11 protein-coding genes are annotated in these 12223 nt (G+C 51.8%); 3 read left to right on the top strand and 8 right to left on the bottom strand.

Features of this window, described 5'->3' with window-relative positions; genetic code table 11:
- Positions 1-245 precede the first annotated feature (245 nt).
- The 3 genes from BUB73_RS05790 (at position 246) to BUB73_RS16860 (ending at position 2957) form a co-directional block, all read left to right on the top strand.
- The gene (locus BUB73_RS05790) at positions 246-1331 is read left to right on the top strand and encodes a peptidoglycan DD-metalloendopeptidase family protein (protein ID WP_073284322.1); all 1086 of its coding nucleotides are present in this window, start codon (positions 246-248) and stop codon (positions 1329-1331) included.
- 34 nt (positions 1332-1365) lie between these two features.
- Entirely contained in the window at positions 1366-2490 is a 1125-nt protein-coding gene (locus tag BUB73_RS05785; RefSeq protein WP_175552192.1) for a tRNA-dihydrouridine synthase family protein, read from the top strand.
- 290 nt (positions 2491-2780) lie between these two features.
- Positions 2781-2957 carry a hypothetical protein gene (locus tag BUB73_RS16860; RefSeq protein ID WP_175552191.1) on the top strand — a complete coding sequence of 59 codons (177 nt, stop codon included), beginning with the start codon at positions 2781-2783 and terminating at the stop codon, positions 2955-2957.
- A 48-nt stretch (positions 2958-3005) separates the two neighbouring features.
- Here BUB73_RS16860 and BUB73_RS05780 read toward each other — a convergent pair whose 3' ends face one another.
- The 8 genes from BUB73_RS05780 to BUB73_RS05745 form a co-directional block, all read right to left on the bottom strand.
- Positions 3006-4802 (bottom strand): chloride channel protein, encoded by a 1797-nt coding sequence (locus tag BUB73_RS05780; protein WP_083538274.1) that lies wholly within the window; start codon positions 4800-4802, stop codon positions 3006-3008.
- A 224-nt stretch (positions 4803-5026) separates the two neighbouring features.
- Entirely contained in the window at positions 5027-5485 is a 459-nt protein-coding gene (locus tag BUB73_RS05775) for a V-type ATP synthase subunit K (RefSeq protein WP_073159250.1), read from the bottom strand.
- Positions 5486-5621: 136 nt separating this feature from the next.
- On the bottom strand, positions 5622-6083 hold the full coding sequence (locus BUB73_RS05770) for a V-type ATP synthase subunit K (RefSeq protein WP_233488164.1): 462 nt from the start codon (positions 6081-6083) through the stop codon (positions 5622-5624).
- Between the two features lie 24 nt (positions 6084-6107).
- Entirely contained in the window at positions 6108-7952 is a 1845-nt protein-coding gene (locus BUB73_RS05765) for a V-type ATP synthase subunit I (protein ID WP_254795008.1), read from the bottom strand.
- Between the two features lie 8 nt (positions 7953-7960).
- On the bottom strand, positions 7961-8602 hold the full coding sequence (locus BUB73_RS05760) for a V-type ATP synthase subunit D (protein ID WP_073284316.1): 642 nt from the start codon (positions 8600-8602) through the stop codon (positions 7961-7963).
- Positions 8603-8605: 3 nt separating this feature from the next.
- Positions 8606-9907 carry a V-type ATP synthase subunit B gene (locus BUB73_RS05755; RefSeq protein ID WP_073284313.1) on the bottom strand — a complete coding sequence of 434 codons (1302 nt, stop codon included), beginning with the start codon at positions 9905-9907 and terminating at the stop codon, positions 8606-8608.
- Entirely contained in the window at positions 9900-11657 is a 1758-nt protein-coding gene (locus BUB73_RS05750) for a V-type ATP synthase subunit A (protein ID WP_073284310.1), read from the bottom strand. Before BUB73_RS05750 ends, BUB73_RS05755 begins: the two co-directional genes overlap by 8 nt.
- A gap of 17 nt (positions 11658-11674) precedes the next feature.
- Positions 11675-12211 (bottom strand): DUF2764 family protein, encoded by a 537-nt coding sequence (locus BUB73_RS05745; protein ID WP_073159258.1) that lies wholly within the window; start codon positions 12209-12211, stop codon positions 11675-11677.
- Positions 12212-12223 lie beyond the last annotated feature (12 nt).

Raw genomic sequence — 12223 nt, 5'->3', positions numbered from 1 at the left:
TTTCGGCCGAACCTGAACTTTGCAGGCATATCCTTTGGCCGGACTAGGAACCTACCTGGATGATAGGCCCTGACGGGGCGAAATATAGTAAATTATGAATTACGAATTATGAGATATGAATTGTTATAATCGCACCAAAGGCGCCTAACTTATTAATCCATATCTCATACCTCATATCTCATACCTCATCCCCCTCTCCCTCCGTGACAATTGACCGTAAAAAAGGTATCTTTACCCCCACTATTATGAAGTTTGGTTCAATTGTCACACTGTTTGCATTGCCTGTCGCCCTATTTGCAGAAAATGGGACTGTAGAGCTTACCGAAGTTGTAGACGACAAGGCTATCCTGGAATCCGAAATCACAGAAGTCACCGAAGCGACAAATCCCTCTTCCGTGGCCTCAACCGAAAAAAAAGTTACCGCAACCATTACCGAAAGTGAATTTTCCGGCAACCCAGCCATTGATTCTACCGATGCAGGTAACGTAGACGCTCCAGCAGCAGCAATTGAAGAAAAGCTTGCCACAACCGAGGCTGTGGAAGCCGCCGACAAGGCAAATACCGACGTAGCCGTAACCGATTCCGAAGCAGAATCCGACAGCTCCGAAACTGACGACGGCAAGGAAATGTCCCAGGAAGAAGCGGACGCCGAACTGGCCGCCGCCATGGGAGATTCAGCAACGGTGGATAGTGTCCGCAAGCTGGTGCTGGACATGACCACAGCCATGATTCCCACCGAAAGCCGCCGCATCGCAAGCCCCTATGGCATCCGCACCTACCGTATGCATCGTGGCGTTGACTTGGGCCTCTGCCATGGCGAAGACCGCACCATCGTGGCCGCATTCCCCGGCAAGGTCAAGCTGGTCCGCAACCAGGGTCGCCGTAAAGGTTACGGCAAGTACGTGATTATCGATCATGGCAACGGTCTTACTACCCTTTACGCCCATCTGGCCAGCTGGAAAGTGAAAATCGGCGATGAACTTCAGGCTGGGGACACCGTAGGCATCGGAGGCAACACAGGCCGTTCCTTTGGAGCCCATCTACATTTCGAAATGAAGTATAACGGCGTCTACATCGACCCCACCACCGTATTCAATTTCCAAGAAGGCACCTACCTAGCCGCCACCACCGAAATTGACCAGGCCCAGATTCAGGGTGTCGAAGACGAATACCAGAAGGAACTGGCCAAGCACCGCTATTACAAGGTCCGCCGCGGAGACTGTCTGGGTAAAATCGCCCGCCGCTACGGAATTTCTGTGGGTAAGCTGAAGCGCCTAAATGGCCTCAAGAGCAACAACATCCGCCCCGGCCAAGTCCTCCGCTGCTCGTAATATAGACGAGAGAACGCTTCGCTACAGACGAGAGATGAGAGAAGCCGAAATGTTGCCGGTTTATTTCGCACCGCTACAAGGTTTTACTGAGTCCGCCTACAGACGGGCTCATTTTTTGCATGCCGGGCCCAAGGCCGGTGAGTCAGGAATCGCCGCCTATTACACCCCATTTTTGCGCGTCGAGAAAGGTGCCGCCCGAGAAAAAGATCTGCGGGATTTGCAACAGGACCTGGAATTCATCAAAAGCCAGCAGTCAAACATCTGCCATTGCGAAAACGCAGATTACAGTTCAAGCGATGACGAAGCCCCGCATTTTTACAACGTGGTTCCACAAGTCATTTGCAAGGACGCCGCCGAATTCCGCATACTAGTTGATGACATTCAAAAGCTAAAAAAGGATTGCGGATTCGCCCCCGACGAAGTCTTCCCTCAGATTGATATCAATATGGGATGTCCCTTCCCCATGCAGGCGAAATCGGGCCGCGGTTCAGGCATCCTCCCGCGAGTGGATGCTGTCAGGGAAATCCTTCAGGAGGTCGCCCGCCGTTCTGGACAGCAGACCGATGCAGCTCTCACGTTCAGCATCAAGATGCGTCTGGGCTACACCTCCCCCGACGAATGTCTAGCCCTGCTGCCGCTGTTGAACGAGGCTCCCCTTGCCCACATCACCATGCATCCCCGCACAGGCATCCAGCAGTACAAGGGTGCGCTGGACTTCGCAGCATTCGAAGCCTTCTATTCCCAGTGCCGCCACCCTGTCATATTCAACGGCGATGTCACCAGCCTCTCAGACATTCAGGCTATTGAACGCCGATTCCCAAACCTCAAGGGAATCATGATCGGTCGCGGGCTCCTGGCCAACCCAGCACTCGCCGTGCAATTTCAAGCGCAGTCCCCTGCGCAGTCCCAAACGAGCCCTCTTTCTGCGCTCCTAAAAATCCACGATTCCATTCTGGATAACTACCGCAAGCGCCTCCAGGGCGACGCCCAAATCCTGGACAAACTTCGCCCCTTCTGGACCTACCCCGCCGAAGCAGCCCAAACCCAGCCGCAGAACTCCGAATCCATTCTCCCCAAGCGCATCATAAAGAAAATCGCCAAGGCCCGAAACCTCAGCGAATATCTAGACGCAGTGGACGATTTGCGCGGTACTATCTAAGAACTTGCGAGGAACCTAAGGCAGATTGTACAGTACGTTCAATCCCCAGCCACCACCACTCGCGTATTAAAAGAAACTCCATAAAGATAATTAGAATAGTCATTGACAAACAGCAACACACCTGCCGGAGCAATTTCAGCCATCGCGTTGAACAAGGTCAAGGACTAATTCCTCCGGGATGGTAAACTTCAATAAAATTGTTCCAGGGGATTATATGTAGTTGAAGCACGAACACCCAAGAATCGTTCTTGACCATTTTCCCCATAATGGTAATACTCAATACCCGTGCTATGCAGCAGATACATATTGTACACATAGATACCAAGAGAATTCATCTCAGTCGTCACTCTTACAAGTCCAACATTAGAACGTTCATCAACCGTGTAAGTCCCATCAGCACTTATTCTGTAGGTTTTGACCACACGTTGAAACAAGCTATCCTGAATGTGTACAGCGTAACAGTCTAGATGTCCGACCACATCACATCACCAGGCATATACTCATTCACTTCTTCTCTATAATTCATCAGTTTTCTGCGAATCCCTTACAATCTTATCGTAAGCCTTAAAGATGGCTGCGTGACTCAACACGCCTATTACATCACCATTCTTATTCTTGACACACAGCTCATTCATAGACGTTCGTACAAAAATCTTCAATGCCGAATGCAAGTCCATGGATTCATTCAGCATCGGTGCTTTTACTGTACAGTCAGAAATCAGCAAGTGCTGAATCAAGTCCGGCGAACTGATATAGGCGTTCTTCACGATGGACATGTCCAACAATCCTATGTACGTTCCCGAATGATCATGAGGCTTGGACAATCCTGTCGGAGTCTTGGAAGTTCCTTCGTAGACAGGATAGACGTAATCCACCTCGATGTCCTTCAAAACATCAAACAGGGAATCCTCTGCACGGAGGGTCTTCATTTCGCAATGTTCAATCACATCACCAACGGTGGTAATTCGTAAAACATCCTGATCCATGTCGCCACGATGAGCCGGCGAGGCAAACTTGTTCACCACCTGACTTTTATAAATGCTCCAACCGCGAGAGAACGAGATGTGCATAACAGCCGCAATCAAAAGCCCAGGCAGCAAACTATAACTACCAGTCATTTCGCAGACCATAACCACTCCGGCAATGGGCGCCTTGGCGGCCCCCGCAAAAAAGGCAGCCATACCTACCAGAATAAACATCTCAGGTTCGCGGATTGCACCCGGAGCCACCAGTTCCAAGATGCCCGCAAACATGGCACCCAGAACTCCACCAATAAACAGCGAAGGGCCGAACACGCCGCCGGATCCGCCAGAACCCACCGTAAGCCCCGTAGCCAAGATTTTTGCCAGCACAATGCCCAGCAACAGCATCACACCCCATACGGTATGGGGCAACATAGCTCCCATGACCTCGCCAATAAATTCAAATCCGCCACCGGCTACTTCGGGGTAAGCCAGCACCAGCAGCGAAATCATGAGGCCGCCAATAGCGGGTTTTGTCCAGTTGGGAATCTGCCAGCGTGCAAAACGGGTTTCAGACTCGTTGTAGCAACGAACATACAAATAAGAAAAGGGGAAACAGAGAATGCCCAACAGGGCACAAGCTAAAAGTTCAACGCCGTTGGTAAAGGGGAAAATCGGAACACCAGCAATAGCCGGGGCAGTTCCTACAAAGGCAATGTAGATTGTAAAAGCCACCACCGACGAAACGATGGATGTGGCAAAGGCGTTGGATTCAAAATCTTCTCGATAAAGCACTTCTACCGAAGTTAAAGCGCCTGCCAGCGGAGCCTTAAAAATTGCACCGAGACCTGCAGCCGTTCCCGCCAAGGTGAACTGACGACGCAATGTCTGGGGCATGTTAAAACCATGACAAACGGTGGAGGCGATTCCAGAACCGATTTGTGAAATAGGGCCTTCATAACCAGCGCTGCCACCCGTCGCCAAGGTAATAATGCTGGTCAGGAATTTTATCGGAGCCACACGCTTGCGGATCTTGCCCCCCTCGTGATGGAAGGACTTGATCATGTTATCGGTACCCTGGCCGGCCGTTTCGGGAGCCTTGGCGATTGCGTAAATAATGACACCCACAATGAGGCCGCCAACCGCAGGCATTACGGCAAAAGTCCACCAGGGCAAGGCATTCTCACCGGTCCAAGGTTTACGCACCAGTGCGCTGGCAAACTCAAGGCCAAAATGAAAGGCAACAGCCACCACACCAGTCACAAAGCCAATAAACGCAGCCAAGAAAATCTTTGGCATGTAGCCATTGATTACCAGGAACTTGTTAAAGCGTTTTAGGAATTGAGACATTTGCCGCCAAATCTAGAATTTTCTGACTTCTATGAAAAAGATCAACATAATTCATATCTCGTAATTCATAACTAAAAAAAACTCTTCCGCAGTAATCTCTTTTTTTTGCAATTCATAAAAAAAGAACCCCATGCAGAATCTGCACGAGGTTCTTAATAAAGCCTCAAAGGCCAAGGGCCGACCTCATACCTCAAGCGAGTGTACGAGCGTACCTCATACCTTTTTTAGCTCACCAGCATCATCGAGAACACCATGATGAACAGGGCCACGGTTTCACCCACGCCAAGCACCATCAAGCTGTTCACTAGACCCTTGCCGGTTTCACCCAAGCCGTTACAGGCATTGGAGGCAGCCTTGCCTACATACCAGCCGGAGAACATAATGCCAAGCCCACCGAAGATGCCCACGCCCAGGCAAGCTGCCCAGTTATGGAAATCCGGCTTGTTGGCAGCATTCAGGATGGTATTCATCAGAAGCATGCCATAAATCGTCTGCGCAATAGGTGCGCCCACGAACACAAGCAAGGTGAACATAGCGTTCTTCCCCTTAAGGTAGGCTTTTTTCCACGAACCGATCGCCGCCATGCCGGCAGTACTGCAACCCATTGCAGAGCCGACAGCGGAAAGACCGAGAGCCGCGGCGGCGCCCATCTTGCCGAGAGTCACTATTGTTTCTTGATCCATATTCAATTCCTTATAGGAGTGAGGACGCGAACTATGTTCGCTTTGAGGTCGGCGCAAAGCGCCTAGAGGAATGAGGTCTTTCAAAACAAAGCCTCATACCTCAACGCCTTACAAAAGTAAGGCGTCCTCATACCTACTAAGCGAAGGTCTGGGTTGCGAACACCATGACGAACAGAGCAACGGTTTCGACCACACCGAGAACCATCAGGTAGTTCACCATGCCCTTGCCGGTTTCGCCCAAAGCGTCACAAGCAACAGCACCAGCCTTACCCTGGAACCATGCGGAAGCCATCATGCCGAGGCCGCCGAAGATACCGGCACCGAGGCAAGCTGCCCAGTTGTTGAAGTTTTCAGCATTTGCAGCACCCAGGATGAAGTTCATCAGGAGCATGCCGTAAATGGTCTGGGAAATGGGAGCACCCACGAACACAAGGAGAGTGAAGAGAGCACTCTTGCCCTGAGCGTAAGCCTTCTTCCATACGGTGATTGCAGACATACCAGCGGTACCGCAACCAAGAGCAGAACCGAGAGCACCGAGGCCGAGAGCTGCTGCTGCACCCATCTTGCCGAGAGTTACCATGGTTTCGTGATCTAACATATTTTTATCCTCTACTTGTTGTTATTAAACGTTTTTCCGTTTCTTGAACGGGTTAAAGCCAAAACCGCTCCACTGCAGGTCAAGGCCGTTAGAAAATTCTAGGGTGTTCAAACGCACTGCGTGAACCGCCACACCCATGACGGCAAGTGCAATGTTCAGGGCATGAACAAAGAGTAGCACAATGGCTGCACCAAGGAGACCGCCAACAGAACCGAACATAGGCGAAAGCATTTCGCTGAAGGATTCTGCAATGGCAGCACCGGAAAGGCCCACTGCGAACAGACGGATGTAGCTAATCACATCCACGAAGTTGTTCACGATGTTCAAGGCAAGCATGGGGATAGAAATCCATTCTTCCTTGAGCTTGGAAGGAGGCACAGAGAACAGCACCAGCAGCACTACGCCAGCGATGAGCACATAGATCATCGGAGCGGAAGTAGGACCGCTGAAGAAGTTTCTGAATACTTCCGGGACCTTGTCGCCCAGCACCATGTTTCCCGCGAGGAAGAACATGTACCAGGTGGAGAATAGCCAGCCAACTTGAGCCAGAGCTGTAGTACTCTTACGCTGGATCTGGACAATCACATTCCAAACGTGCGCAATAGTCAGATGGACCACTGCAATGCAGAAGCAGAAGAACTGCATGTTGGAAGACTGACGGATCCAATGCATGGCATTCTTCAGGCCCTCGGGGCAGAAGGATGCATTTGCAAGGTCAAGGTTTGCAACCCAGGGAGCAATTTCCGGAGTCAAACCAAGATAGCTTGCATTCATGATACCCCATACGATGGTAGCACCACTCATCAAGTACATAAAGCTGAAGCCTGCACTCTTGGATTTCGGAGCCTTCTTGCGGGCAACGATAGTGAGTGCCAGGAACAGAGCTCCGTAGAAGGCATCACCAACGATGATGGCAAAGAACAGGCTGAAGAAAGCCAGGAACACTGCGGAAACATCGATTTCCTTGTAGCCCGGAACGATACCGATAATATCGTACAGGAACTGCATGGGTTTCGCAATGGGCTTGTGGGTCAAAAGCGTGGGAACCATGTCGTCGTCAGAAGGATCTTCTTCGCGGACGCCCCAGCCATTAGCCTTTGCGGCTTCCTGGATTTCAGACATGCGATTGGCAGGGGCAAAACCCTGAATCATCGCGATGCTTGCACCAGCCAGCATTCCGCTTGCAGCTTCCTGCAGGTCGTATTCTTCATCGGCGTCAACCAATGCGGAATCGATTTCGGAGCGCTTGGCGGCCAGGCCTTCCAGAGTCTTGTCGGCCTTTGCAAGTTCTGCATTGGCTGCGGAGAGCTTCTGGCGCATTTCGGCCAAGGACATAGACGGCAGAGGAAGTTCAACGGCATCCTTTACGGCTGCGGGAGCTTCACCCTTGCTAATGACTGCATAAAGATTTCCAGTAAGGTTCTGTCCGAAGGGGAGCACAACGGCACCGTCATCAGCAGAAATAGTCCTGCTGGGATCAACTTCATAGAGTTTTACGAAAACACCGCTCTCTTCCAGAGACTTAACAGTCTGCGGGTCCAGATTGCCGAAGTTGTCAAGGCGGTTCAGGTCGTTATGGAGCTTGGAGATTTCGTCCGTAGCGTCCTTCTTGACCTGCACCATCTGATGCACGGCTTCGACTGCGGGCTGAGAAGCGATAGATGCGTCCAGAGAAACAGCATCCTTCCCTGCCTTGGCAGGGATTGCCTCGAGAGCCTTGCGGATTCGCATGACCTTGGACTTGGCGGCATTCAGCTTTACGCCCGTGGGATTTACCAGCGGGGTTACATGAAGGATGCCCATCTCGCGGAGCTTTTCAAGAGAAGCCTCGCGTTCCTTGTCCAGGCAGAGAATGGTTACTTTCTTCATAGGAGTAATCATGCGGCTACCCCCTTGTCCTGAGCGGCTGCGGCATCCTGTGCTGCGGCACGAGCGGTAGACTTGCCCTTGGCAAGCTTACTACGGGCCACACCGGAGGTCTGCTGGTCACCCAAGAAGATGTTAATCTTGCGAATGTTGTCCTTGGCTTCGGGAATCTTGACCTTTTCGAAAAGATTCACGCGCTGGCTCGTGGTACGAAGTTCCTGAGAAAGAAGTTCGTACTGCTTTTCGAGAACGCGGCGTTCCAGGCGCAGGGAAATAAGGCCCTGCAGACTGCGGATACCGTCGTCCAGCCAAACCGGCGTAGTAAAGAAGTCAGGGATGGTCACATTGAAGTCTACCCCATCGTATGTAGGAATGCGGACACCGGCGATATTACCTTCGCCCTGGCGCACTTCCTTCACCGACAGGTACTTCGACCAATCGATAGGTTCGGCATACAGCGAAATCCAGGAGGACATGCTCTTGCGGAGCTTGTCTTCCTCCTCGCGCTTTGCCATCACCCTCTCCTGGAGCGTACGCATTTCCATCTGCAGCTGCTGCTTTTTCAACAGCAACGTGGGCAGATAGCGCTGGAAGCGCTTCAATGCGTCGCGTTCCGCCTTGAGGGCGTTCTTTGTTAACTTGACTTTAGCCATTAATTACCCCTTCTTGGGCCAATACTGACTAATCATCTTGGAAGGAATACCGGTTTCTTCGGGCTGGAAGCAGTCGGCAAGAATGGTCCAGCCAAGATCCAGAGCCTGTTCCAGAGGAATGTTCACGGACAGGTCCATCATTTCCTTTTCGAAACGCTGGCCGTACTTCAACAGCTTCTGGTCCCAAGTACTCATGTTAAAGCCCATGGACTGCTTTTCAAGGGTTTCCTTGTAAGAAGCATAGAGCTGGATCATGGTATTCATAATGGTACGGTGGTCGCTACGGGTCTTACCGTTCACCTGCTGCTTCAGACGAGACAGAGAACCGAACGGTTCAATACGGCCCTTACGCAGATAGAACTGACCTTCGGTAATGTAACCGGTGTTATCCGGAACCGGGTGGGTCACGTCATCGCCAGGCATGGTGGTAACAGCGAGGATGGTAATGGAACCGGAACCTTCGAAGTCCACAGCCTTTTCGTAACGGCTAGCGAGAGAAGAGTAGAGATCGCCAGGATAACCACGATTAGACGGAATCTGTTCCATGGTAATTGCAATTTCCTTCATGGCGTCGGCGAAGTTGGTCATATCGGTGAGAAGCACCAGAACATTCTTACCTTCGGTTGCGAACTTTTCGGCAACGGCGAGGGATGCATCAGGCACCAGCAAGCATTCCACAATGGGGTCAGATGCAGTGTGCATGAACATCACGGTACGGCTAAGAGCACCGTTCTTTTCAAGGAAGTCCTTGAGGTACAGGTAGTCGTCGTGCTTCAGGCCCATACCGCCAAGAACGATCACGTCCACTTCTGCCTGCAGAGCAATACGGGCAAGAAGTTCGTTATACGGTTCACCAGCGATAGAGAAAATCGGGAGCTTCTGAGACACCACCAGGGTATTGAACACGTCGATCATGGGAATACCAGTACGGACCATGGTCTTCGGGATAATACGCTTTGCGGGGTTCACGGAAGGGCCGCCAATTGCGATACGTTCGCCATCCACTTCCGGACCGTTATCACGGGGCTGACCAGCACCGTTAAACACGCGGCCAAGGAGAGCTTCGGAATAAGGAACCTTCATGGGTTCGCCCAGGAAGCGGACTTCGGAATCGGTAGAAACGCCACGGGCGCCTGCGAAAACCTGCAGGTCAACCATGTCACCGTCAATACGGATCACACGGGCGAGAGAAGTACCGAAAGAGCTAGTAACCTGAGCCAGTTCCTGGTTGGCAACGCCTTCTGCCTTCAGAGAGATCACAGAACCGGCGATGCGTTCAATACGATGGTAAGCAACATTATGCATTGACAGTTACCTCCTTCACGGAAGCAGTAATATTGGATTCAATTTCCTTGAATTCTGCGGAATCCATTGCAACGCGGTTCCAGTCCTTGGTAGCCTGAGTGAGCTTCAGGAAGAAGGTACGTGCAATATCCTTTTCGGCAAAAGACATAGGAGTCTTGAGAATTTCATAAACCTTGCCGAACACATACTTCTGACGGTCGCCAGTGCAGGCGGCGTCAATTTCGTGGTAGGCGTCCTGCTGCAGGTAAACTGCGTCAAGGTATTCGGACTTGAGGTAAGTAATGAAGTCATCGATAGAGGTACCTTCTTCACCCACCACCTTCATCATGTTGTTGACGTCAACGCCAGCAGCAAGAATCTTGCGGGCATCGGCAACCTTCTTGGAATCGATGATGCCTTCATACTTGGACCAGGAATCCAGCGGGTGGATTGCCGGGAAGCGGCGCTGGTCGGAACGTTCACGAGACAGACCGAGGAATGCGCCCACCACCTTAAGGGTAGCCTGGGTCACGGGTTCTTCGAAGTTACCACCTGCCGGAGAAACGGAACCGCCGATGGTCACGGAACCAGTGGAACCGTCCTTCAGGCGGACAACGCCGCCGCGTTCGTAGAAGGCTGCGATCACAGATTCCAGGTAAGCCGGGAAGGCTTCTTCACCGGGGATTTCTTCCAGACGGCCGGACATTTCACGGAGAGCCTGTGCCCAACGGGAAGTAGAGTCAGCCAGGAGCAACACGTTCAGGCCCATCTGGCGATAGTATTCAGCCAGGGTCACGCCGGTGTAAACGGAAGCTTCACGAGCAGCCACCGGCATGGAAGAAGTGTTACAAATAATCAAAGTACGTTCCATGAGGGACTTACCGGTACGGGGGTCGATCAACTCAGGGAATTCGCGAAGGGTTTCTACCACTTCACCAGCACGTTCACCGCAAGCGGCCAGGATCACGATGTCCACGTCTGCGTAACGGCTCATGAGCTGCTGCAGCACAGTCTTACCGGCACCGAAGGGGCCCGGAGTACAGAAGGTACCGCCCTGCATCACAGGGAAGAAGGTATCCACAATGCGCTGCTGCATGGTCAGCGGCTTGGTGGGGCGAAGACGTTCTTCGAAAGCCTTAATCGGCATCTTCACCGGCCAAGTCTGGACCATCTTGATTTCAATCTTTTCGCCCTTTTCGTTCTTGACTACTGCGACGACGTCTTCAACGACATGTTCGCCAGCAGGAACGACGGATTCCACGGTCACCTTGCCGAGAACCTTGAAAGGCACCATGATGCGGTGGGTGAACACGCCTTCGGGTACGGTACCGATGGTGTCACCAGCAACCAAGACATCACCCGGCTTTGCAACCGGAGTAAAGGCCCACTTCTTATCACGAGGGAGGGCCGGCAGGTACTTACCGCGCTGCAGGAAGAAGCCGCACTGTTCGGCAAGTTCGGGCAGGGGGTTCTGAAGACCGTCGAACACCTGAGTCAGAAGACCAGGTCCAAGTTCCACAGAAAGCAGTTCGCCAGTGAATTCGACTTCGTCGCCAGCCTTAAGGCCAGTGGTATCTTCGAACACCTGAAGTTCTGCGTAGTCGCCACGGATACGAATCACTTCGCTCTTCAGCGGGATAATTTCGGACTTGCCATCCTTATTCTTGGAGGGCAACTTGGCATAAGCCACTTCGTTCTGAGACACGGCGCTTTCGAACTTGACGCGAATCAAGTTACCGTTCACACCGATGATTTTTCCGATACTAGCCATTGAAAATGGACCTCCGGTCATTCCTGAACAAAGTCAGGATCGTTTGCATTAATAACGTTGAGTACAGCAGCGTCGCCGGCCTTTTCAGAAAGGCGGGCCCAACGTGCACAAATTTGGAGCTTAATTGCGTATGCATATACGTGCTTGACCGTTTCCTCCCCTACACCGGCGAGGCAATCAACCAGCCAAAAACGGGCCTTGTCCAGATCCTGCTCTTTTTCCATAGGATTGGACTTGGCAAATGCATCCTGAATCATCTTGGCGAAATAGACGTCGTAGCCGGCAAAGCTCTTTTCGCTAAAGCGAACATCGGGGCCCCATGCCTGGGCGCGGAGCCTGCCGGAAACGTTCTTCATCTGAATTTCGTGAGCCTGATAGGACTGTACGAATTCATCGTCAGACGGTTCATTGTTAAGCAAGGCGTTCAAAGCTTCAAGTTCAGCCTGGTCCAGAGCACCTTCGCAGCGGCTACGGAAATCATCCATAGTCACAGGAGGAACATCTCCCAGGTTGATCATGGGCAAAGAAGCCATTAAATAAGAAGGAGAACTCATTGATTCGCCTTA

Origin of the sequence: Fibrobacter sp. UWH6 (genome assembly GCF_900142465.1) — a bacterium.
In the GTDB taxonomy this organism is placed as follows: Bacteria; Fibrobacterota; Fibrobacteria; order Fibrobacterales; family Fibrobacteraceae; genus Fibrobacter.
The sequence above is the reverse complement of the archived record's forward strand: the minus strand, read 5'-3'. Positions and strand labels throughout refer to the sequence as shown.

Bases quoted from the DNA above. Each gene is read 5' to 3' on its own strand.
- BUB73_RS05770 (WP_233488164.1), bottom strand. From the start codon at position 6,083: ATGTTAGATCACGAAACCATGGTAACTCTCGGCAAGATGGGTGCAGCA.
- BUB73_RS05780 (WP_083538274.1), bottom strand. From the start codon at position 4,802: ATGTCTCAATTCCTAAAACGCTTTAACAAGTTCCTGGTAATCAATGGC.
- BUB73_RS16860 (WP_175552191.1), top strand. From the start codon at position 2,781: ATGCAGCAGATACATATTGTACACATAGATACCAAGAGAATTCATCTC.
- BUB73_RS05765 (WP_254795008.1), bottom strand. From the start codon at position 7,952: ATGAAGAAAGTAACCATTCTCTGCCTGGACAAGGAACGCGAGGCTTCT.
- BUB73_RS05745 (WP_073159258.1), bottom strand. From the start codon at position 12,211: ATGAGTTCTCCTTCTTATTTAATGGCTTCTTTGCCCATGATCAACCTG.
- BUB73_RS05760 (WP_073284316.1), bottom strand. From the start codon at position 8,602: ATGGCTAAAGTCAAGTTAACAAAGAACGCCCTCAAGGCGGAACGCGAC.
- BUB73_RS05755 (WP_073284313.1), bottom strand. From the start codon at position 9,907: ATGCATAATGTTGCTTACCATCGTATTGAACGCATCGCCGGTTCTGTG.
- BUB73_RS05785 (WP_175552192.1), top strand. From the start codon at position 1,366: ATGAGAGAAGCCGAAATGTTGCCGGTTTATTTCGCACCGCTACAAGGT.
- BUB73_RS05750 (WP_073284310.1), bottom strand. From the start codon at position 11,657: ATGGCTAGTATCGGAAAAATCATCGGTGTGAACGGTAACTTGATTCGC.
- BUB73_RS05775 (WP_073159250.1), bottom strand. From the start codon at position 5,485: ATGGATCAAGAAACAATAGTGACTCTCGGCAAGATGGGCGCCGCCGCG.
- BUB73_RS05790 (WP_073284322.1), top strand. From the start codon at position 246: ATGAAGTTTGGTTCAATTGTCACACTGTTTGCATTGCCTGTCGCCCTA.